The following is a 21,235-nucleotide window of genomic DNA, read 5'->3' as shown; positions in this document are numbered from 1 at the left end:
GGTTACGCTTCTCCTTTTTCGTCTTTACCGATCACGATCTTGGTGTCGCTCACGAACATGAAACGAGGAACGTCGAGATTCTTTGGCGCCGGCTTGTTCTTGAAGACGCGACCGGACATATCGTAGGTCGAGCCGTGGCATGGACACAGGAAGCCAGGATCGTTGCCGAGCGCGGGCAAGGTCTTCGCCTGATACGGCCCGGAAGGAATGCAGCCCAGGTGGGTGCAGACGCCAACCACCACAAGCAGGTCCTTGTGCTCGACACGCGTACGAAACTCGTTCTTGGCGTAATCGGGCATCGGGTAGGAAAACGTTTCCTTGGAGTCCGGATCGGCCAGCTCGGCCGTCACTTTGGACAGCGAAGCCAACTCCTCCGGCGTGCGGCGGACGATCCACACAGGAAGGCCACGCCAGGAGACGGTCATCTTCTCGCCCGGCTTCAGGCCGCTGATGTCGGCTTCGACCGGTGCGCCGCCAGCCTTGGCGCGCTCTGAGGGTTCGAGGGAACTGACGAAAGGAACGAGTGTTGCAACGCCGCCTACGCCTCCAGCTACGGACGTTGCAATCAGCAGGTTCCGGCGGTTGCTGTCGACGGCACGATTCTGATTGTTACTCATCACAAGCCCCACACGGTTGAATTTGTATTTCCGTCAACCTTAAATCATACGCGAGCGCAAATGCCTGAAACAACGGCAAAACGCCTCAGTCTCCTAGTGGTTTTCGCGTATTTTCAAAGGATTAACGTACCCTGCGGGTGGCTACCGCCCACCCGGGGTTTCGCTATTGGGATGCTGCACGAGAACCGCTATGATCGCCGCTTTCGTTGACGCGTGCACGACATTTAGTCATCATTTTCCCTGTCTCGCCCCGGTGACATCGTGCGCGGCCTGTGGCAATCGCGTGACATCGACGGTCATTGATCGACGTTACCGATGCCGTCGTCCCGAGACCCGCATGAGATAGCCGGTCAATCAATGCCAATTCGAGAGGGCCGGTGCAGCCATGCTCGCCCCAGCCACTCACTAAAACAGCGGAGGAATGGCATGAGCTTCATGTCGGAATTCAAGGAATTTGCCGTCAAAGGCAACGTGATCGATCTGGCCGTCGGTGTGATCATCGGCGGGGCCTTCGGCAAGATCGTCGATTCGGTCGTCAAGGACCTCATCATGCCGATCGTCGGCGCTATCTTCGGCGGCCTCGACTTCTCGAGCAAATTCATCCTGCTCGGCGCGATCCCGCCGGACTTCAAGGGCAACCCGACGTCATACGCCGACCTGACCAAGGCCGGCGTTGCCGTATTCGGCTACGGCAACTTCATTACGGTCGCGCTGAACTTCCTGATTCTGGCGTTCATCATCTTTCTGATGGTCAAGCAGATCAACCGCCTCAAGCGCCCCGCGCCGGAAGCGCCCGCCGCGCCGGCCCCCACGCCGGAAGACATCGTTCTGCTGCGCGAAATCCGCGACAGCCTCAAGAAACAGAACGGGTAAGTCTCCCGGGGACTCGCACAGCTGATATTCCGGATATTCCGGATACGCCGCCAGCCCCGCTCAGGCGGGGTTCGGCATATCGAAGAACCGGTGTTCGAGCCCGAAGCGCGCGGCGACATGCTCGCCAACGGCGCTGGCGCCTCCGCGCTCGGTCGCATGATGCCCTGCCGCCAGATACCCCACCCCGCTCTCGAGCGCGAGATGCTGGGTGGGCTCGGACACCTCACCGCTGATATACACGTCTGCGCCGGCGGCAATTGCCGCTTCGAAGAACCCTTGCGCCCCGCCGGTACACCACGCCACGCGGCGCACCTGCCGGTTCGGATCGCCCAGCAGGAGGGGCTTGCGTCCCAATTGGCGTTCGACGTCGGCCGCGAGGGCGGCGAGCGTCGTCGGTTGTGACGGCGAGCCGAGCCAACCGAGCTGATCGGGGCCGAAACGGCCGCCATCGTCGGCAAATCCGAGCCGTTTTCCGAGCTGAGCGTTGTTGCCGAGCTCGGGATGGGCGTCGAGCGGCAGGTGATAGGCGAACAGGCTGATGTCATTGCCGATCAACACACCGAGACGCTTGCGCTTCATCCCGGTAATGCGCGCATCTTCGTTCTTCCAGAAGTATCCATGGTGGACGAGCACTGCATCGGCTCCCCAGTCGCGGGCGGCTTCGAGAAAGGCCAGGCTGGCGGTCACGCCGGAGGCAATTTTCCTGATCTCGCTGCGCCCTTCGACCTGTAGGCCATTCGGGCAGTAATCGCGAAATTGCGCGATTTGCAGGGTATCGTTCAGATACAATTCCAGTTCAACACGATTCATATAAGGTCTCGCTCTTTCATGCTCAGACGCTTCTGGCTACTGTTCGCGCAAGCGGTCACCGTGCTGCTTGCGTTGCTCTTCATCATCGCCACGCTCAAGCCTCAGTGGCTGCAACGCCAGGGTTCGTTCGGCAAGCAACTGGCCAATCCGATCATCGCCTTGCAGGAAGTCGCACCCAGCCTGTCCGACAAACCGGCGGCCGGTTCGTACGCGGACGGCGCGCAAAAGGCCATGCCCGCGGTCGTCAGCATCTTCTCCAGCAAGGAACAAAAGCAGAATCGCGATCCGCGCCTGGATGATCCGCTGTTCCGCTATTTCTTTGGGGACGGCGGCGGCACGGTGCGTCAGGATCCGGTGTCCAGCCTCGGTTCCGGCGTGATCGTGAGCAGCGAGGGCTATATTCTCACGAATCACCACGTGGTGGACGGGGCCGACGAGATCGAGGTCGCCCTCGCCGACGGCCGCAAAGCGCGCGCCAAGCTGGTCGGCAGTGACCCCGAGACCGATCTGGCCGTACTCAAGATTACGCTCGACAACCTGCCGGCCATCACCCTCGGGCGGATGGACCAGGTGCGCGTGGGCGACGTGGTACTCGCCATCGGCAACCCGTTCGGCGTTGGCCAGACGGTCACCATGGGCATCATCAGCGCGCTGGGGCGGAACCACCTCGACATCAGCACGTTCGAGAACTTCATTCAGACGGACGCGGCCATCAACCCGGGCAACTCCGGCGGCGCGCTCGTGGACGTGAACGGCAACCTGCTGGGCATCAACACCGCCATTTATTCGCGCAGCGGCGGCAACATGGGCATCGGTTTCGCGATTCCGGTGTCGACGGCGCGCTCGGTGCTCGAGAGCATCATCACGACCGGCGGCGTCACGCGCGGCTGGGTGGGCGTAGAGCCGCAGGACATCACGTCGGACATTGCCGAGTCGTTCGGACTTCAGCAGGACTCGGGGGTGATCATTGCGGGTGTCGTGCAAGGCGGTCCGGCCGACAAGGCGGGCGTGCAACCGGGCGACATTCTGACGAAGGTGAACGACGAGTCGATTCGCGATACGACCGAACTGCTCAACGTCATCGCCCAGATCAAGCCGGGCACGCAGGCCAAACTGCACGTCACGCGCAAGAAGAAGGAGTTGGATCTGACGGTGACGATCGGCAAGCGCCCACCGCCGCCCAAGCGTCCCGCACAGGACGAGGACGACGGCGACGAGAACAACGCCGACTGATCGACGTCCTGAGCTGCAACAGGCAACAAAAAAGCACGGGTTTCATCCCGTGCTTTTTGTTTTCCCGGCGGTTTGCGAATCCAGAATGTCCGGAGCGTCCACAGAATCAGGACGTTGCCTGTCCGTTCTCGCTATCCCCCTTCCCGTCCTTCGCATCCTTCTCCGCATCCGGCTGCTCCCCCTGCTTGACGAACAACCGCGCCGCGATCAGCCCCAGCTCATACAGAATGCACAGCGGCACGGCCAGCATGAGCTGCGAGAGAATGTCCGGCGGCGTCACCACGGCCGCGAGCACAAAGGCGCCCACCACCACATACGGTCGAATCTGCTTGAGCTTCGCCAGACTCACCACCCCCATGCGCGCGAGCACCACCACGACCACGGGCACCTCGAACGTCACCCCGAACGCCATGAACATCGTGAGAACGAAGCTCAGGTAATTGTCGATATCGGTGTTCATCTCCGCGCCCAACGGCGCGTTGTAATGCGCAATGAAGTGGAACACCGTCGGGAAGACGAGGAAATAGGCGAAGGCCATCCCGATCAGGAACAGCGTGTAGCTGCTCACGACCAGCGGCATGACCAGCTTCTTCTCGTGCTGATACAGCCCCGGCGCAATGAACGCCCAGACCTGATACAGCACGATGGGCAGCGCAATCACGAACGCGACCATCAGCGTGACCTTCATCGGGACGAAAAACGACCCGGTGATGTCGGTGACGATCAGCTTGCCGTCGGCGGGCAGCGATTGGGTTAGCGGGCGGGCCAGCAGCCGGAAGATGTCCGGCGCCCAGTAGACCAGTGACAGGAACACCACGATCACTGCCGTACCCGCGCGGATAATGCGGTTGCGCAGCTCGACCAGATGCGAGATGAAGGTCTCTTCGGCGCCCCCTTCGGGGATTTGTTTCTCGTCGCTCACGTCGACTTATCCAGGAATGAAGCCGGCACAGTGCCAGATGGCGGGAAGTTCGGCGCGGTTATGTCCAGAAGCGTCTCCAGGGCCCTCAACGTCCCCCGAAGACGGGCCTCAGAAGAACTTGACGGGTCGACGCAGCTTTGCCGGTGTGTGACGCGCCACGCGTGCCGCCCCCGACTGCACGCGCGTTCGCGTCGTGCTGGCTTGCTTGAACCAGATGGGCGTCGCGGCCCGGCGCACACGCCAGTTGCGGCGCTTGGTCGACGCGCGGATGCTCGATGTCACGACCGGTTCGGCGAGATAGCTGTCGGAGTATCCGGTCGCAGCATCGGTGCCACCGCCGGCGATCTCGCTCGACGAGGTGCCCGTCGCACTCGCCCAGGCGTCGTTGAGCGATGCCTCCTGCTCATGCAACTGCTTCTGTACGGTGTTCTGGGCAGTGCGCGCCGCGTCCTCGAACTGCGTGCGCATATTGCGCAGCTCATCGAGCTCCATCTCGCGGCTCACTTCGGCCTTCACATCGTTGATATAGCGTTGTGCGCGACCAAAAAGGGCGCCCGCCGTGCGGGCGACCTTGGGCAGACGCTCAGGACCGATCACGACCAGCGCAACCACGCCGATCAGCATCAGTTTGGAAAGACCGAGATCGATCATGTCGACGCCGGCTTAGCCTTGCTTGTGATTGCTCGCGTCCTTGGCCTGCACGTCGATGGTGGTCGAATCGCGCAGTTCCTTGGCAGCTGCCGGGTCTTCCTTGGCGTTGGAGGAGGTTTCGCCTTCCTTCATGCCGTCCTTGAAGCCCTTGACTGCGCCACCGAGATCGCTCCCCATGTTGCGCAGCTTCTTGGTGCCGAAAACCATCATCACGATCACCAGCACGATCAGCCAGTGCCAAATACTCAACGAACCCATGACCACTCTCCTTGCGTTTGCCTACCTCTGCCGCCTCGCGACGAGGTTTCGTCCAGCGATACTGCCCACGGCTCTCAGGCCTGCGGCGCAGCGCGCCATGTTTGCCCCGTGTTCCGCAACCCTGTGCCCCATTGTGGCACATCATGCGTCACGTCCAGCATCGTAACCGGGCACGACACCGGGTAGAAATAAATGTTTCGTGAAACCTTTCCCGATGCGGGAGCGTTGCACGCTTGACCGGAATAACGCGGCAATCCGTCGCGATATTTCCTCCGTCGCGCGCCTCGCGAGCCCTTACATGCGCTTCCACGGCCGCGGTCCGGCCAGAACGTGCATGTGAAGATGATAAACCTCCTGACCGCCACCCGGCCCGGTGTTCATCACCACACGAAAGCCGTTGCCTTCGATGTTCGACGCATCGCCGTCGAAGCGATAGCCCTGTTCGGCGGCGAGCTTCGGGGCGAGCAGCATCATCTTGCCCAGCAGCGCCTGGTCTTCCGGCTGGCAGTCCTGCAACGTGGCGATATGCTTGCGCGGCACCATGAGCAGATGCAGATCGGCGGCGGGATTGATGTCCTTGAACACGACGACATCGTCGTCGGCGTAGACCTGCGCGCTCGGGATCTGCCCGGCGATGATCTTGCAGAAGATACAGTTATCGTGCGTCATGCGTGTGTCTTCCTCTCGAATTCCTGGATGAATCGAAGCCTCGCCCGAAACGCTCAGGCGCGCGTCGCGTACATGGGTTTGCTGTCGTTCAGATAGAGCCAGCCCTTGACGATTCGGTACAGCGTCCAGATGCCGAGCACCCAGAGAATCGCGAAGCCGATGAACACGACAGCGAGGGCCACGCCCAACACCGCCCAGACCACCGACCACCAGAAGGTGCGGATCTGCCATGTGAAGTGCGAGGCGTAGAGCGTGCCGGTCGTATCGTCACGTTTGACGTAGTTGATGATGATGGCCACGATCGCCGTCACGCCGCCCGTGAGCCAGAAGAGCGCATAGAGGGCGTAGAGCACATGCGTGAGCTTGCGCAGCGCGCGCTCCTGTTCCTCGGTGGGGGCGTTCACGATATTCGGTGTGTTGACGGTATAGGGGTGGCCCGTGCTACCGGCGCTATGCGGATCGTTCATGGGGTGTCTCCTTCTGAGAGCCTGTGCGCCATGCCTCGACAGGCGGCACTCGCGGATGGTAGTAGCGAATGGCAGTAGCGGACGGCAGTAGCTGACGGAAGCGATGGACTAAAGCAGCGCACGGCAGTGTGGGCAGCAAAAACGCGCTCAGTCCGCGTGTTCGCCGCGCGTGCCGCGTTGCGCCTTCTCGACGAGCCCCGACAGCCCTTCGCGGCGCGCCAGCTCAGCGAGCACTTCGTTCGGACTCAGGTCGTGATGGGCGAGCAGCACCATGCAGTGGAACCACAGATCGGCGGTCTCGTTGACCAGCTTCTGACGCAAATCGCCAGCCTTGTCGGCACCGCCAATACGGATGTCCTTGGCAGCGAGCACCACTTCCGTGGCCTCTTCGCCGATTTTCTTGCAGATGGCGTCGTCTCCCTTGTGGAACAGCCGGGCGACATACGACTTGTCGGGATCGCCGCCCTTGCGCGAGGCGATCACTTCGGCAACACGCTCGAGCGTATCGTTCATGGCAGTCACTTATAGATCTTGTTGGGGTCCTTGAGCACCGGTTCGACGGTGGTCCACTGCCCCGCTTCGACGTTGCCCTCGAACTTCTGGAAGAAGCAGGAATGACGGCCGGTATGGCACGCGATCCCGTCGTTCTGCGTCACCTTGAGCAGCACCACGTCTTCGTCGCAATCGAGACGAATCTCGTGCACCTTCTGCACGTGGCCCGACTCCTCGCCCTTGTGCCACAGGCGCTTGCGCGAGCGCGAATAGTAGACGGCCTCGCCGATTTCCACCGTGCGCGCGAGCGCTTCGCGGTTCATCCAGGCGAACATCAGCACGTCGTTGGTGCCGACTTCCTGCGCGATCACGGGCACGAGGCCCTGTGCGTCCCAACTAACCTTGTCCAGCCAATCCTGGGTCATGATGCGTCGATTTCCCTTAGAGGCGCGAGAGCGTGATAGGCGTATAAGCGTATGCCGTCAAAGACGGACGGAAATGCCCTTGTCGGCCATGAAGCGCTTCGCTTCGCCGACCGTATGCTCGCCATAGTGGAAGATGCTCGCGGCGAGCACGGCATCCGCATGACCTTCGGTCACGCCGTTGGCCAGATCGGCCAACGACCCCACACCGCCCGAGGCGATCACGGGAATGCTTACGGCGTCCGACACGGCACGCGTGAGCGCCAGATCGAACCCGCTCTTCGTGCCGTCGCGGTCCATGCTCGTGAGCAGGATTTCGCCCGCCCCCAGCGCTTCGATCTGCCGGGCCCAGGCCACGGCGTCGAGGCCGGTGTTCTTGCGCCCGCCATGCGTGAAGACTTCCCAGCGCGGCGCTTCGCCGTCGGCCGAGACACGCTTGGCGTCGATCGCCACGACAATGCACTGCGAGCCGTACTTCGCCGCCGCGTCGGCCACCAGTTGCGGGTTCGCCACTGCCGAGGAGTTCATGCTGACCTTATCGGCGCCGGCGTTGAGCAGACGTCGCACGTCTGCCACTTCACGCACGCCACCGCCCACCGTCAGCGGAATGAAGACCTGCGCGGCCACTGCCTCGATGATCGGCAAAATGAGGTCGCGCCCGTCGGAGGTCGCCGTAATGTCCAGGAACGTGAGTTCGTCGGCGCCCTGCTCGTCATAGCGACGGGCGATCTCGACGGGGTCGCCCGCGTCGCGAAGTTCCACGAAGTTGACGCCCTTGACCACGCGGCCGGCCGTCACGTCCAGACACGGGATGATGCGTTTAGCGAGAGCCATGATGTTGGCACGCGAGGCGGCCGCAGCCGCAAGCTCGCTTATGCCGCTCCTTCGGAAAGCTCGTCGGCACGCGTTTGCGCCGCCGAGAAATTCAGGTCGCCCGAGTAAATGGCACGGCCGCAGATGACGCCTTCGACGCCCTCGCCTTCGACCTTGCACAGCGCATCGATATCGCCCAGATTCGACAGGCCGCCGCTGGCGATCACCGGCACGGTGACCGCTTGCGCGAGGCGCACCGTCGCGTCGATGTTGATGCCCTGGAGCATGCCGTCGCGGCCGATGTCGGTGTAGATGATCGACTCCACGCCGTAATCCTCGAACTTGCGGGCCAGATCGACCACCTCGTGGCCGGTGAGCTTGCTCCAGCCGTCGGTGGCGACTTTGCCGTCCTTGGCGTCGAGGCCGACGATGATGTGGCCGCCGAACGCACTGCACGCGTCGCGCAGGAAACCCGGGTTCTTCACCGCCGCCGTCCCGATGATGACGTACGACAGCCCGTCATCCAGATAGCGCTCGATGGTGCCGAGGTCACGAATGCCGCCGCCCAGTTGCACGGGAATATCGGCGCCGACTTCCTGAATGATGGCGCGGATGGCCGCTTCGTTACGCGGCTTGCCAGCAAATGCGCCGTTCAAGTCCACCAGATGGAGACGGCGCGCGCCCTGATCGACCCAGTGTCGGGCCATGGCGGCGGGGTCCTCCGAGAATACGGTGGCTTGATCCATGTCGCCTTGTTTGAGGCGAACACATTGACCGTCTTTAAGGTCGATGGCCGGGATGAGCAGCATAGGCAATCGTGAAACGTCGCTAGTGGGAAGTAAAAGGAATTCGCAAATTACGCGGACAACATGAAACCGACCCCGGACTTGCCGGACAGCGGCATGGCGGGATCGGATTCGTCAACATGACACAGTATAAGCCGTGATGGAGCGCACGCTCTGGGAGGAAACCGGGAGACGGCGCACCGCACGGGTATTCATCAGGGCTTCCACTGCGCAAAATTGCGATAAAGCGCAAGGCCGGCCTGGGCGCTCTTTTCCGGGTGAAACTGGGTGGCGAAGATATTATCTTGGGCCACCGCACAGGTAAAGGGCACACCGTAGACCGTCTCGCCGGCCGTCAGTTCAGGCTTCGCGGGCACAACGTAGTAGCTGTGCACGAAGTAAAAATAGCTGTCATCGGACACGCCGGCCCAGATCGGGTGGTTGCCTTGCGTCTGACGCACGCGGTTCCAACCCATTTGCGGCACCTTGAAGCGCGAGCCGTCGTCCTGCACCTGACCTTCGAGGTCGAAGCGCACCACGCGGCCCGGCAGCAAACCGAGCGCGGGCGTGTTGCCCTCGTCCGACATGTCGAACAGCATCTGCTCGCCCACGCACACGCCGAACATCGGCTTGGTGGCGGCGGCTTCCACGACCGCCTCGCGCAGCCCCGATTCGTTCAGGCAGCCCATGCAGTCGCGCATTGCGCCCTGCCCCGGCAGCACCACGCGGTCGGCGGCGCGAATTTCGGCGGCGTCGCTGCTGATGCTCACGTCGGCCTCCGGGGCTGCAGCACGCAGCGCCTGATAGACCGAGCGCAGGTTGCCCATTCCGTAGTCGACAATCGCAATCTTATTCATCTCAAACCCGGCAGCAGTATTTTCAAACCATCGATAATGAATTCCACGGCCAGCGCCGAGAGGATCAACCCCATCAGGCGCGTGCCGATGTTGATGCCCGTGCGCCCGAGCCAGCCTTCGATCCGGCTGGCGCTGCGCAGCGCCACCCAGCACACCGCTCCCACGCCCACGCCGATCGCCATGAGCGCCAGAATCTGCGCCCAGCCGTGGGCGCGTCCCGAATAAATGATCACGGTACTGATCGTGCCCGGGCCGGTCAGCAGCGGAATCGCCAGCGGCACCACGGCAATGTTCGGCCGCTCCTCCGCTTCGTGACGCTCTTCCGCCGTCGCCCGCGTATTGCCGGTCTGGGCGTTGATCATGTTCACCGCCATGAGCAGCATGATCACCCCGCCGCCGACTTCCAGCGACGCAATCGAGATACCGAAGAAGCGGATGATGGCTTCACCGAACAGTCCCGAACCGGCAACCACCAGCGCCACCGCGATGGCCGCAACCTTGATCGTATGACGCTTCTCTTCGCGCGTCTGCGTGGACGTCAGGCTGATGAACAGCGGGATCGCCCCGAGCGGGTTGATCAGGGCCAGCAGCGAGATGAAGAACTTGAAGGCGTCGAGCGTCATAAGGGGCACACGGCGCCGGCGTGCGGCCGGTCGATGAATCCTTCGCAGGGGCGCCGGACCATGGTCCGGCGGGCTATTCGAACTTTTCGAACTTTTCGAGCTATTTGGCGTTCCACGTCGGGCGGGCTCGCACCGGACGAGTCCGCCAAGCGCAGCCCCTTACAGGCTGCCCTTCGTGGACGGCACCACACCCGCCGCACGCGGATCGATCTCGACCGCCATGCGCAACGCACGACCGAACGCCTTGAACACCGTTTCGCACTGGTGGTGAGCGTTGATGCCGCGCAGGTTGTCGATATGAAGCGTGACGCCCGCGTGATTCACGAAGCCGCGGAAAAATTCGATGAGCAGGTCGACGTCGAAATTGCCCACGCGCGCGCGCGTGAAGGGCACATGGAATTCGAGACCGGGACGACCCGAGAAGTCGATCACCACGCGCGAAAGCGCTTCGTCGAGGGGCACATAGCTATGGCCGTAACGCACGATGCCTTTCTTGTCGCCAATGGCCTTGGCCACCGCCATGCCCAGCGTGATACCGACATCTTCGACCGTATGGTGATCGTCGATGTACGTATCGCCCTTGGCCTCGATATCCATATCGATGAGACCATGGCGCGCGATCTGGTCGAGCATGTGGTCCAGAAACGGCACGCCGGTATCGAGGGTCTTACGGCCGGTGCCGTCCAGGTCGATCTTGACGCGTATTTGCGTTTCGCTGGTATCGCGAACGACTTCCGCAATGCGCATGATGGTGAGTTCTCGTCGTATAGCTTGTTAGAGTGATGCGGCCAGGGCTTGGACCATCGCCGCATTCTCCGTGGGGGTGCCGACCGTCAATCTGAGGCAATTGGCCAGCAATACGTGCATTTTACCCACGTTTTTGATCAACACCTTGTGCGCGAGCAGTCCGGCGTGGGTTTTGTCGGCATCCGGCACGCGAACGAGCAGGAAATTCGCGTCGCTCGGGAACACCGTCACCCCGGGAAGCGCCGCCACGGCGGCCGCCAGCCGCGAGCGCTCGGCCCGCAGCTCGGCCGCCTGGGCGTCGAGCACGTCGAGGTGATCGAGCATGAACTCGGCGCATGCCTGCGTCAGCACGTTGACGTTGTAGGGCGGACGAACCTTGTCGAGCTGGTCGAGCCACTCGGCCGCGCCGGCCACATACCCCAGCCGGATGCCCGCCAGACCGAGCTTCGAGACCGTACGCATGACAAGCAGGTTCGGAAACTCGGGCAGACGCGGCATCCATGTCCTGCCGGCGAACGGCTGGTACGCCTCGTCGATCACCACCAGCCCCTTGCCCGCTGCGCGCACGAGCGTCTCGATATCCTCGTCGGCAAACAGGTTACCCGTCGGATTGTTCGGATACGCCAGATAGACGACCGCCCCCGGATGCGCCGCAATGGCATTGAGCATGGCCGGCATGTCCAGCGAGAAATCGGCACGCAGCGGCACACCGACGAACTCGATTCCCGCGAAGCGCGACGACATTTCGTACATCACGAAGCCCGGCATCGGGGCGATGACCGCCGCGCCAGGGCGAGCCGTCGCCATGGCAATCATGCTGATGATCTCGTCCGAGCCGTTACCCAGCAACAACCTGGCCCCGGCAGGCACGCCCATCGTTCGGGCGAGCTTTTCGAGCAACGCCTGCGGGCGCGGCGCCGGGTAACGGTTGAGCGCCACGTCGGCCAGACGCTGCCCCAACGCGGTGCGCAATGCATCCGGCAGGCCGTAGGGGTTCTCCATGGCGTCGAGCTTCAGGAAGCCGCTGGCATCGGGCACGGGATAGGTGCTCATGGCAAGCACATCGGGGCGAATCACTTGGTCGACGGACATGGCGATAGGAAGAAAAATCAGTTGAAGGCGAATGTCAGCAGGCCCGCGTCCGCCCCGTCGATCTTGACGGCGCAACGACGGCCGGTCTCCACGCTGCCGAGCGCGTCGGTAATGCGCTGCACGCGCACCCCCGTTTGCCACGACAGGGCTTGCGCCACCGCCGGGCTCACCCGGGCAGGCGACTCATCGGCCTCGCAGCGCATGGCGACGAGCCGGTTGCCCACGCGACCGAACACGCCGCGCGCGACTTCATCGTCGGTGCCGCGCAGCGCAGTCTTGCCGTTCAGACGTAGCACGTACACGTCGTTGTCGAACGCCTGACGCCGCACACATACCGTCATCTTCTGGACGGACGCCCCTTCGAACGTGGCGTGCTGGCACTCTGTGCCCGCTGCGTGGACCGCTGCGCTCGCCGTCAGCCCGAGGCCGAACAGGATGGCGCCGCGCAAGAGCGGCGCCAGGAACGACGGGCGCGAGGGGAGAGCCGTGAGCGCGGACGAAGGCACAGTCGCGGGCACAGATGCAGACGCAGGCACAAGCGCAGGCACAGCCCGCATGAGGCGGGCTGGCAGCGACAGTAAGGCGGGAAAAGCGTTTGCGCGGAGCCGACGCCGGACAGTGGCCGGCGTCGTTTGACAATACGCGGGCCGCAGGGCGTCGTCGCGCATGTCAGGACTCGTGATGCAGACGGTATTCGGCACTGCGCGCGTGCGCTTGCAGGCCTTCGCCGTACGCCAGTTCGGCAGCGATCTCGCCGAGCATGCGGGCACCGCCCTCGCTCACTTCGATGAGGCTCGAACGCTTGATGAAGTCGTACACGCCCAGCGGCGACGAGAAACGTGCCGTGCGCGACGTCGGCAGCACATGGTTCGGACCGGCGCAGTAATCGCCGAGGCTCTCGCTCGTGAACTTGCCGAGGAAAATCGCACCGGCGTGGCGAATCTTGTCGCCCCATTGCTGCGGCGTCTCGGCCGAAATTTCGAGGTGCTCGGGCGCGATCACGTTGGCGATCTCGCAGGCTTCCGCCATATCCCGCACCTTGATCAGCGCGCCACGGCCTTGCAGCGACGCGGCGATCACGTCCCGGCGCGGCATGTCGTCGATCTGACGCTCCAGCGACGCATACACGCGAGCGATGTACTCGGCGTCCGGGCACAACAGAATCGATTGCGCGAGTTCGTCGTGCTCGGCCTGGGAGAACAGGTCCATCGCGACCCAGTCGGGGTCCGTCGTACCGTCGCAAATCACGAGAATTTCCGACGGGCCGGCGATCATGTCGATGCCCACGGTACCGAACACGCGGCGCTTGGCCGCCGCCACGAACGCATTGCCCGGACCGACGATCTTGTCGACGGCCGGCACCGTTTGCGTGCCGTATGCCAGGGCGCCCACAGCCTGTGCTCCGCCGATGGTAAACACGCGGTCCACGCCCGCGATATGCGCAGCGGCGAGCACCAGCGGGTTCTGCACACCGTCCGGCGTGGGCACGACCATGACGATTTCCTTGACGCCAGCCACGCGCGCCGGAATCGCGTTCATCAGTACCGACGACGGATACGCCGCTTTGCCGCCCGGCACGTAAATGCCCACTCGATCGAGCGGCGTGACCTTCTGGCCCAGTACCGTGCCGTCCGACTCCGTGTACTGCCAGCTATGGCTGCCGCATTCGATGCGTTGCTTCTCGTGATAGGCGCGCACGCGGGCGGCCGCCGCTTCCAGGGCGGCGCGACGCTTCGGCTCGAGACCTTCGAGCGCGGCGGCCAGCACGTCGGCGGACAACTCCAGCGCGGCCATGTCGGGCGCGCTCAGGCGATCGAACTTGTTGGTGTATTCGATGACGGCGGCGTCCCCGCGCGTCTTCACATCGGCGAGGATTTCAGCGGCCGCACGGTCGATGGCGGCGTCTTCGCTCGCCTCGAACGCGAGGACATCGCGCAACTGCGTCGCGAAGCCGTCGGCGGTCGAATCGAGTTTGCGAATATCGAGTTTCATGCTGTTTGCCGGGACGCCTGCTCGAAGGCATCCAGAATAGGCTGCAAAGACTCACGCTTCAACTTGAGCGCAGCCTGGTTGATCACGAGGCGGGACGAGATATCCATGATCTCCTCCACTTCCACCAGATTGTTGGCCCGCAGCGTGCCGCCGGTACTCACCAGGTCGACAATCGCGTCGGCCAGACCCACGAGCGGGCCCAGCTCCATCGAGCCGTACAGCTTGATCAGGTCGACGTGCACGCCCTTGGCCGCAAAGTGCTCACGCGCCACGTGCACATACTTGGTCGCCACGCGCAGGCGCGCCCCCTGACGTACCGCGTTCGCATAATCGAAGCCGTTCGGTACAGCCACAGACATGCGGCAACGGGCAATGTTCAAATCGATCGGCTGATACAGACCGCCACCGCCGTGCTCGATGAGCACGTCCTTGCCGGCCACGCCGAAGTCCGCGGCGCCGTACTGCACATACGTCGGCACGTCCGTTGCGCGCACGATGATCACGCGCAGGTTCGGATCGGTCGTGGGCAGGATCAGCTTGCGCGAGGTCTCCGGATCTTCCGTGACTTCGATACCGGCGGCGGCCAGCAACGGCAGCGTCTCCGTAAAGATACGCCCTTTCGAGAGCGCCAGCGTCAACGGCTGGGCGAGTGGCTTGGCCGACGTAGCCGACTTGGCGGAACTCATGCAATCTCTCCCTGGCGCGCTTGCACACGCCGGATTCGCGCGCCCACGGCGCACAGCTTGGCCTCGATACGATGATAGCCGCGATCGAGGTGATGAATACGGTCGACAAGGGTACGGCCTTCGGCCGTCAATCCCGCGACGATCAGACTGGCGGAGGCGCGCAGGTCCGTGGCCATTACGTGCGCGCCGGACAGGCGATCCACGCCCGCAATCCGCGCCGTGTTGCCTTCGATGCCGATATTCGCGCCCAGACGCACTAATTCCTGCACGTGCATGAAGCGGTTCTCGAAGATCGTCTCGACAACCTGCGATGCGCCCTCGGCGATGCAGTTCAGCGCCATGAACTGGGCCTGCATGTCGGTCGGGAACGCCGGATACTCCGACGTGCGGAAACTGACCGCCTGCGCGCGCCGGTCCATCTGCACACGCAGCCAGTCCGCGCCGCCGCTCACCGTCGCGCCGGTTTCGCGCAGCTTCTCGATCACGGCGTCGAGGGTGCCGGGTACGACGCGACGCAGCGTAATGTCGCCGCGCGTGGCCACTGCCGCACAAAGGAACGTGCCGGCTTCGATGCGATCGGGCACGACGTCGTGCGTTGCACCATGCAAGCGGGCTACGCCGGTCACCACGAGACGATCGGTGCCGATGCCGTCGATCTTTGCGCCCATCTTCACGAGCAGGTTCGCCAGATCGGTCACTTCCGGTTCACGCGCCGCGTTGGCCAGCACGGTCACGCCGTCGGCGAGCGTTGCCGCCATGAGCAGGTTTTCCGTGCCCGTGACCGTGATCATGTCGGTGACGAGTGTCTCGCCGCGCAGGCGCGACGCGCGTGCAACGATGTCGCCGTGCGTGAGCGTGATCTCGGCGCCCATCTTTTGCAGGCCCTTGATGTGCTGGTCCACGGGGCGCGCACCGATGGCGCAACCGCCGGGCAGCGACACACGCGCTTCGCCGCAACGGGCAAGCAGCGGGCCGAGCACCAGAATGGACGCCCGCATGGTCTTCACCAGTTCATACGGCGCGGCGGGCTCTGCAATCTGCGACGCGTCCAGCGTGACCGATTCGCCATGACGCTCGACCTTCACGCCCATGCGCGCGAGCAACGTGAGCATGGTGCGCACGTCGTGCAGATCCGGAACGTTACCCAGCACCAGCGGCTCAGCCGTCAACAGGCTTGCGCACAGAATGGGCAGGGCCGCGTTCTTCGCGCCCGAGACCGTGATCTCTCCTGCCAGCCGCTCGCCGCCTTCGATTTCCAGGTGGTCCGCGGCCACGCGCTCACCGGCAGCGACCTCGCTACCATTGCCGGCTGCGCCGGCGCTTTCTTGCGTAATCCTCATTGCGCCTGATACTCCGCCGGCGTGAGCGTCTTCATCGAAAGCGCGTGGATTTCGGCCTTCATGCGATCGCCCAGCGCGCCGTACACGAGTTGATGGCGCGCGATGAGGCGCTTGCCTTCGAACTGCGCGCTCACGATGGTCGCGAAGAAGTGCTGGCCATCACCTTCGACGGCCACGTGCTCGCAAGCCAGACCGGCTTCGATGTACTGTTTGATTTGTTCGGGGGTAGGCAGCATTGCTGATCCTGGAGATGTTCAGTGACGCAGTTTGTAACCACGGCGCAGCATGTTCAGCGCCACGGATGCGAGTATCAGAAAGGTCGCGCCGACAACGGCGAGACTCGTCGTCGGGGCCACGTCGGACACGCCGAAGAAGCCGTACCGGAATCCGTCGATCATGTAGAAGAACGGATTGAAATGCGAGACAGCCTGCCACAACGGCGGCAGCGATTGAATCGAGTAAAACACGCCTGCGAGGAACGTTGCGGGCATGATGAGGAAGTTCTGGAACGCCGCGAGCTGATCGAATTTCTCGGCCCAGATACCGGCAATCAACCCCAGCGTGCCGAGAATGGCCGCGCCGAAAAATGCGAAGCCAATGATCCACAACGGCGCGGCGAACGTCAGATGCGTGAACGCGACCGTCACGAGGAAGACACCGAGACCGACGCACAACCCACGCACGACCGCCGCGAGTACGTAGGCGCCATACATCTCCCAGTGCGAGAGCGGCGGCAGCAGCACGAACACGAGGTTGCCCGTGATCTTCGACTGGATCAGCGACGACGAACTGTTGGCGAACGCATTTTGCAACACGCTCATCATGACCAGCCCGGGCACCAGGAAGGAGGTGTAGTTGATCTGGTCGTAGACCTTCACGCGGTCTTCGAGCACGTGGCCGAAGATCATCAGATACAGCAGCGCGGTGAGCACCGGCGCCGCCACGGTCTGGAAGCTCACCTTCCAGAAACGCAGCACTTCCTTGTAGAACAGCGTGCGAAAGCCGATCATGCTGCCACCTCCTGCGCACGCGAACCCGACATGATCTGCACGAATACGTCCTCGAGATCGGCCTTCTGAATGTCGATGTCCTCGACGATGCCACCGGCCGCACGGCACGTGGCGAGAATGGATTCCACTTCGTCGCAGCCCGACAGACGCAGCGCGAACTGATGGCCGCCGGTGTCCTGGCCGTCGACCAGCAGCGGGCGCAGTTCAGCCGGGAGCGTCCCCTGCCGGAAGCGCAGCACGAGGCGCGTGCCTGCGAAACGCTGCAATAGCGACGCGGTACGCTCGAGCGCCACGACTTCGCCGCGCTTGAGCATGGCGATACGGTCGCAAAGCGTTTCGGCTTCTTCCAGATAGTGGGTGGTCAGCACAATCGTGTGACCTTCGCGATTCAGGCGCGAGATGAACTTCCACAACGTCTGGCGCAATTCGACGTCGACGCCCGCGGTCGGCTCGTCGAGGACGATGACCGGCGGGCGGTGGACGAGCGCCTGCGCCACGAGCACGCGTCGCTTCATGCCGCCCGAGAGCTGACGCATGTTCGCATCCGCCTTGTCGGTCAGGTCGAGGTTAGCCATCACTTCGTCGATCCAGTCGTCGTTGCGCGTCAGTCCGAAATAGCCGGATTGAATACGCAGCGTTTCACGTACTGAAAAGAACGGATCGAAGACGAGCTCTTGCGGCACCACGCCGAGCTTGCGGCGAGCGTTACGGTAATCGCGCACCACGTCGTGTCCGAGCACGCTGATGTTGCCCGAATCGGCACGCGCGAGGCCCGCGAGAATGCTGATCAGCGTCGTCTTGCCGGCACCGTTGGGGCCGAGCAGACCGAAGAATTCACCTTCTTCGATCGAGAAGCTGACGCCTTTGAGCGCCTGCAACGCCTGATAGCGTTTTTTGACGTTACGGATTTCGATGGCGGCCATGGACTGCACGCACCCGTCTTGGCGGGTACGCCATTATTGTGTTTTCCGGATCGCGGTAGCCGCCATGATGACAGCGTCGGAGCCCGGCGGGGGGTCACTGCCCAAAAGTCGGCAGAAAACCCCTGATTATAAAGGAAGCCGATAGCGGCCGTGCTTACGCCCTGTGTACGGCACCGTATCTGGCCCCGAATCAGGCCTCGTCACCCGGTAAGGCATGGCCTGCATGGAGCGCGTCACCGGTCTGCCGGCCCGGGCATAAAAAAAGCGCCGTTCGGAGACGGCGCTTCTTCGGGCGGCAGTCCGGCCAGTCGAATCAGCTCGAGAGCAGATGGTCGACGCCGTACACCAGCGCAAGACTGGCCAGGCCGCTTGGCAGGTTAGTGAATGCCAACGTCGCACCACGCCGACTCGCGTGTCGGCGCAGGGCCAGCAGCACGGCGAGTGCCGACGAGTCGAAATGCGTGAGCCCGGCGCAATCGATCTGGGTCTCGCCCGCGTCGATGCGATCGATGGCCTGCGCGAGGACGTCGCCGGCAGTGTCGTGAGTCAGGTCGGTCTGCAACGCAAGCATGGACTTACTTGCCGCCCGCGAGTTGCTTGTTGCGCTCGGTCAGGAACTGGATCAGGCCTTCGACGCCCGATTGATTGACCTTTTCCGAGAACTGATTGCGATACGTCTGAACCAGCCATGCCCCCAGCACGTTCAGGTCGTACAGCTTCCATTCGCCGCTCGACGTCTTGTACAGACGGTAGTCGAGTTCGATCGGCTGACCGTTGTTGATGACGTCCGTGTACACCACAGCGTCGGTGTCGCCCGGCTGGCCGCGATACGGCTTGTAATTGACCTGCTGATCGCGAATCTGCGCGATGGCGCCTGCGTACGTGCGAAGCAGCAGCGTCTTGAACTGTTCGGTCAATTGCTTTTGCTGCTCAGGCGTCGCCTTGCGCCATGCGGCGCCGGTCGCCAGTTGCGTGGTCTTCGTGAAATCGGCGTGCGGCAGGATCTTCTGTTCGACCAGACGCGTAATGCTGTTCAGATCACCCTTCTGGATGTTCGGATCGCTCTTGGCGGCAGCCATCACTTCGGTCACGGTCTGCTTGACGAGGGCGTCGGGAGACTGCGCCTGCGCCATTGCCGACCCGGCGGCGGTATACGTCATGAAAGCCATGACGGGAATGAGCCAGAACTTCTTCATTGTGGACTTCCTCTTTCGGGTGACGAGTGTTGCGGGTTTGGATACCCGCGTCGCGTCTTGAGTTCTCGGAATGACGGCAGCGTCGTGTAACAAACTGTTGCCCGGGATGCCTCCCGCTTGTCACGGGTGGGTCCCGAAATCGCTGCCGACTTTGCCTCGACTGGCGGGGCACTCCGTCGTTGTGGTGATCCGGCGCGTGGCGCCTTGCAATCGGCATTGCAATCGACGCCGAACCACCTCGACCAAACGATCAAACGGGAATCAGCGACGGAACGGCAGTCCGCCCGGCACCATCTTGCCCGGCACGGGCGAGCCTTGCGGTGCTTCTTCACCTTGCGCACCCGAGGCGGGCGCCGGTGCACTCGCGCCCGAAGCAGGCCTGGCCGGCATCGGCTGCCCGCTCGTGCCACCTGCGGCAGCACCCGCTGCACCCGCTGCCCCCGCTGCCCCGGCAGCCGCGCCCGCGGCGCCGTCTTCGTCTTCGTAATTCGGCAGCGACGCGTTGTTCGATGCCCCGCCGTTGATCAGGTACTTGCGGCGCGCCAGATAGGCATCGCGCGTGAACGAATACGGATCGAGCGCGGCGGCTTCGAGCAGGTTCGAGGCGTCGAGCAGGTTGGCTCGCGTATTCACCAGACGCACGCCGTACAGCGAGTAGCTCACCCAGTCGGGCTTGATGTACGACGTCGGGTCGATGAACATGTTGCCCGCCATGCCGACGGTGTCACGCACCGTGCTCGGGCCGAGCAACGGCAGCACGAGGTACGGACCGTCGGGCACGCCCCACTTGCCCAGCGTCACGCCGAAATCCTGGCTGTGCTTGGGCAGACCGGCCGGCGTGGCGAAGTCGACCAGACCGCCGACACCGAACACCGTGTTGATCGTCAGACGCATCAGATCCTGCACAGCCGCCGTGATTTCGAGCTGAAGCAGGTTATTGGCGAAGTTGTACACGTCGCCCACGTTCGAGAAGAAGTTCGTGACCATGTCACGCGCCGGTTCCGGCACCGTGAAGCGGTAACCCTTCGCGACCGGCACGAGCACGGCCTTGTCGAGCGTGTCGTTGAACTTGTACATCGAACGGTTGAAACCTTCGACGGGGTCCGCAGGATTGGGGTTCGTGACGGTCGCGCATCCTGCCAGGGCCAACGCGCCGGCGGCCAACACCGCCGAAGTACGGAAGGTGGTCATTTCTCTTATTTTCCTTGGGTTACCGTTGCCGCCCCGGGCGCCGGCGCCGCAGCAGGTGCTGCCGCCGGTGCAGCCGATGCGCCGCCCGACTGGGCGCCACCGGCATCTGCCGCCTTGTTGTACAGGAACTGGCCAATCAGGTTTTCCAGCACGATGGCAGATTGCGTGAGCGTGATCGTATCACCGCCCTTGAGCATCTGATCGTCGCCACCGGGTTCGAGCCCGATGTATTGCTCCCCGAGCAGACCGGACGTCAGGATCTTCGCCGACGAGTCCTTCGGGAACTGATATTGCGAATCGATGTTGAGCGTGACGTCGGCCAGATAACGCTTGTCGTCGAACTTGATCGACGACACCCGACCCACGACCACGCCGGCACTCTTGACCGCCGCGCGCGGCTTCAGGCCGCCGATATTGTCGAATCGCACCGTGACCGGATACGTGCTCGAGAACGACAGCGAACTCATGTTGCCCGCCTTGAGCGCGAGGAACAGCAGCGCTGCGAAGCCGAGGACCACGAACAGGCCAACCCAGAAGTCGAGGGGGTGTTTTTTCATTGTGTCAGT

General features: G+C 63.2%; 28 protein-coding genes. 2 read left to right on the top strand and 26 right to left on the bottom strand.

From position 1 onward, the window contains the following. Positions 1–2: 2 nt before the first annotated feature. Positions 3–617 carry a ubiquinol-cytochrome c reductase iron-sulfur subunit gene (gene petA, locus PCA31118_RS21265; RefSeq protein ID WP_150627034.1) on the bottom strand — a complete coding sequence of 205 codons (615 nt, stop codon included), beginning with the start codon at positions 615–617 and terminating at the stop codon, positions 3–5. A gap of 426 nt (positions 618–1,043) precedes the next feature. Here petA and mscL point away from each other — a divergent pair, with 426 nt between their 5' ends. After that, positions 1,044–1,490 (top strand): large conductance mechanosensitive channel protein MscL, encoded by a 447-nt coding sequence (gene mscL / locus PCA31118_RS21260; RefSeq protein ID WP_044457272.1) that lies wholly within the window; start codon positions 1,044–1,046, stop codon positions 1,488–1,490. A gap of 60 nt (positions 1,491–1,550) precedes the next feature. On the opposite strand, the gene PCA31118_RS21255 is transcribed toward mscL, so the two are convergent. Then, positions 1,551–2,300, bottom strand: a complete 750-nt coding sequence (locus PCA31118_RS21255; RefSeq protein ID WP_150626998.1) for a Nif3-like dinuclear metal center hexameric protein — start codon at positions 2,298–2,300, stop codon at positions 1,551–1,553. Positions 2,301–2,318: 18 nt separating this feature from the next. On the opposite strand from PCA31118_RS21255, the gene PCA31118_RS21250 reads away from it, so the two are divergent. After that, complete coding sequence (locus PCA31118_RS21250; protein ID WP_044457274.1) at positions 2,319–3,533, top strand: Do family serine endopeptidase; 1,215 nt, start codon at positions 2,319–2,321, stop codon at positions 3,531–3,533. 106 nt (positions 3,534–3,639) lie between these two features. Here PCA31118_RS21250 and tatC read toward each other — a convergent pair whose 3' ends face one another. The 24 genes from tatC to mlaD form a co-directional block, all read right to left on the bottom strand. Then, positions 3,640–4,455 carry a twin-arginine translocase subunit TatC gene (gene tatC / locus PCA31118_RS21245; RefSeq protein WP_150626997.1) on the bottom strand — a complete coding sequence of 272 codons (816 nt, stop codon included), beginning with the start codon at positions 4,453–4,455 and terminating at the stop codon, positions 3,640–3,642. Between the two features lie 108 nt (positions 4,456–4,563). Continuing rightward, positions 4,564–5,106, bottom strand: a complete 543-nt coding sequence (gene tatB / locus PCA31118_RS21240; protein ID WP_150626996.1) for a Sec-independent protein translocase protein TatB — start codon at positions 5,104–5,106, stop codon at positions 4,564–4,566. A gap of 12 nt (positions 5,107–5,118) precedes the next feature. Continuing rightward, the gene (tatA, locus tag PCA31118_RS21235; RefSeq protein WP_150626995.1) at positions 5,119–5,364 is read right to left on the bottom strand and encodes a Sec-independent protein translocase subunit TatA; all 246 of its coding nucleotides are present in this window, start codon (positions 5,362–5,364) and stop codon (positions 5,119–5,121) included. Positions 5,365–5,658: 294 nt separating this feature from the next. Further along, complete coding sequence (locus PCA31118_RS21230; protein ID WP_150626994.1) at positions 5,659–6,033, bottom strand: histidine triad nucleotide-binding protein; 375 nt, start codon at positions 6,031–6,033, stop codon at positions 5,659–5,661. Positions 6,034–6,086: 53 nt separating this feature from the next. Beyond that, on the bottom strand, positions 6,087–6,500 hold the full coding sequence (locus PCA31118_RS21225; RefSeq protein ID WP_246190357.1) for a DUF4870 family protein: 414 nt from the start codon (positions 6,498–6,500) through the stop codon (positions 6,087–6,089). A 147-nt stretch (positions 6,501–6,647) separates the two neighbouring features. Then, on the bottom strand, positions 6,648–7,013 hold the full coding sequence (locus PCA31118_RS21220; protein WP_150626993.1) for a phosphoribosyl-ATP diphosphatase: 366 nt from the start codon (positions 7,011–7,013) through the stop codon (positions 6,648–6,650). Between the two features lie 5 nt (positions 7,014–7,018). Further along, positions 7,019–7,417, bottom strand: a complete 399-nt coding sequence (gene hisI, locus PCA31118_RS21215) for a phosphoribosyl-AMP cyclohydrolase (protein ID WP_044457280.1) — start codon at positions 7,415–7,417, stop codon at positions 7,019–7,021. 57 nt (positions 7,418–7,474) lie between these two features. Then, complete coding sequence (hisF, locus tag PCA31118_RS21210; RefSeq protein WP_044457281.1) at positions 7,475–8,248, bottom strand: imidazole glycerol phosphate synthase subunit HisF; 774 nt, start codon at positions 8,246–8,248, stop codon at positions 7,475–7,477. A 38-nt stretch (positions 8,249–8,286) separates the two neighbouring features. After that, on the bottom strand, positions 8,287–9,036 hold the full coding sequence (gene hisA, locus PCA31118_RS21205; RefSeq protein ID WP_044457282.1) for a 1-(5-phosphoribosyl)-5-[(5-phosphoribosylamino)methylideneamino]imidazole-4-carboxamide isomerase: 750 nt from the start codon (positions 9,034–9,036) through the stop codon (positions 8,287–8,289). A gap of 191 nt (positions 9,037–9,227) precedes the next feature. Continuing rightward, the gene (hisH, locus tag PCA31118_RS21200) at positions 9,228–9,869 is read right to left on the bottom strand and encodes an imidazole glycerol phosphate synthase subunit HisH (RefSeq protein WP_150626992.1); all 642 of its coding nucleotides are present in this window, start codon (positions 9,867–9,869) and stop codon (positions 9,228–9,230) included. Then, entirely contained in the window at positions 9,866–10,492 is a 627-nt protein-coding gene (locus tag PCA31118_RS21195) for a MarC family protein (protein ID WP_150626991.1), read from the bottom strand. Before PCA31118_RS21195 ends, hisH begins: the two co-directional genes overlap by 4 nt. Before the next feature lie 159 nt (positions 10,493–10,651). Beyond that, the gene (hisB, locus tag PCA31118_RS21190) at positions 10,652–11,239 is read right to left on the bottom strand and encodes an imidazoleglycerol-phosphate dehydratase HisB (protein ID WP_047906164.1); all 588 of its coding nucleotides are present in this window, start codon (positions 11,237–11,239) and stop codon (positions 10,652–10,654) included. Positions 11,240–11,266: 27 nt separating this feature from the next. Then, positions 11,267–12,331, bottom strand: coding sequence for a histidinol-phosphate transaminase (hisC, locus tag PCA31118_RS21185; RefSeq protein ID WP_150626990.1), 1,065 nt, complete (start codon positions 12,329–12,331; stop codon positions 11,267–11,269). Between the two features lie 17 nt (positions 12,332–12,348). Beyond that, a complete protein-coding gene (locus tag PCA31118_RS21180) occupies positions 12,349–12,780 on the bottom strand; it encodes a hypothetical protein (RefSeq protein ID WP_150626989.1) in 432 nt (143 codons plus the stop codon). Between the two features lie 220 nt (positions 12,781–13,000). After that, positions 13,001–14,323, bottom strand: coding sequence for a histidinol dehydrogenase (hisD, locus tag PCA31118_RS21175; protein ID WP_150626988.1), 1,323 nt, complete (start codon positions 14,321–14,323; stop codon positions 13,001–13,003). After that, a complete protein-coding gene (gene hisG / locus PCA31118_RS21170) occupies positions 14,320–15,009 on the bottom strand; it encodes an ATP phosphoribosyltransferase (protein ID WP_044457289.1) in 690 nt (229 codons plus the stop codon). The genes hisD and hisG overlap by 4 nt, the downstream gene beginning before the upstream one ends. Continuing rightward, positions 15,006–16,349: a UDP-N-acetylglucosamine 1-carboxyvinyltransferase gene (murA, locus tag PCA31118_RS21165; protein WP_150626987.1), complete on the bottom strand. Its 1,344-nt coding sequence runs from the start codon at positions 16,347–16,349 to the stop codon at positions 15,006–15,008. Before murA ends, hisG begins: the two co-directional genes overlap by 4 nt. Continuing rightward, entirely contained in the window at positions 16,346–16,585 is a 240-nt protein-coding gene (locus tag PCA31118_RS21160) for a BolA family protein (protein WP_044457291.1), read from the bottom strand. The genes murA and PCA31118_RS21160 overlap by 4 nt, the downstream gene beginning before the upstream one ends. Before the next feature lie 18 nt (positions 16,586–16,603). Further along, positions 16,604–17,359, bottom strand: a complete 756-nt coding sequence (locus tag PCA31118_RS21155) for an ABC transporter permease (RefSeq protein ID WP_150626986.1) — start codon at positions 17,357–17,359, stop codon at positions 16,604–16,606. Then, entirely contained in the window at positions 17,356–18,282 is a 927-nt protein-coding gene (locus tag PCA31118_RS21150) for an ABC transporter ATP-binding protein (RefSeq protein ID WP_150626985.1), read from the bottom strand. Before PCA31118_RS21150 ends, PCA31118_RS21155 begins: the two co-directional genes overlap by 4 nt. Positions 18,283–18,595: 313 nt before the next feature. Beyond that, a complete protein-coding gene (locus PCA31118_RS21145; RefSeq protein ID WP_044457292.1) occupies positions 18,596–18,853 on the bottom strand; it encodes an STAS domain-containing protein in 258 nt (85 codons plus the stop codon). Positions 18,854–18,857: 4 nt separating this feature from the next. Beyond that, a complete protein-coding gene (locus tag PCA31118_RS21140; RefSeq protein ID WP_044457293.1) occupies positions 18,858–19,478 on the bottom strand; it encodes an MlaC/ttg2D family ABC transporter substrate-binding protein in 621 nt (206 codons plus the stop codon). A gap of 261 nt (positions 19,479–19,739) precedes the next feature. Then, positions 19,740–20,669: an MlaA family lipoprotein gene (locus PCA31118_RS21135; protein ID WP_150626984.1), complete on the bottom strand. Its 930-nt coding sequence runs from the start codon at positions 20,667–20,669 to the stop codon at positions 19,740–19,742. 5 nt (positions 20,670–20,674) lie between these two features. Continuing rightward, positions 20,675–21,226: an outer membrane lipid asymmetry maintenance protein MlaD gene (gene mlaD / locus PCA31118_RS21130; protein ID WP_150626983.1), complete on the bottom strand. Its 552-nt coding sequence runs from the start codon at positions 21,224–21,226 to the stop codon at positions 20,675–20,677. Positions 21,227–21,235: the final 9 nt, after the last annotated feature.

It is taken from the genome of Pandoraea captiosa, from assembly GCF_902459775.1.
Classification (GTDB): domain Bacteria; phylum Pseudomonadota; class Gammaproteobacteria; order Burkholderiales; family Burkholderiaceae; genus Pandoraea; species Pandoraea captiosa.
This window is presented reverse-complemented; position numbering and strand designations above follow the sequence as displayed.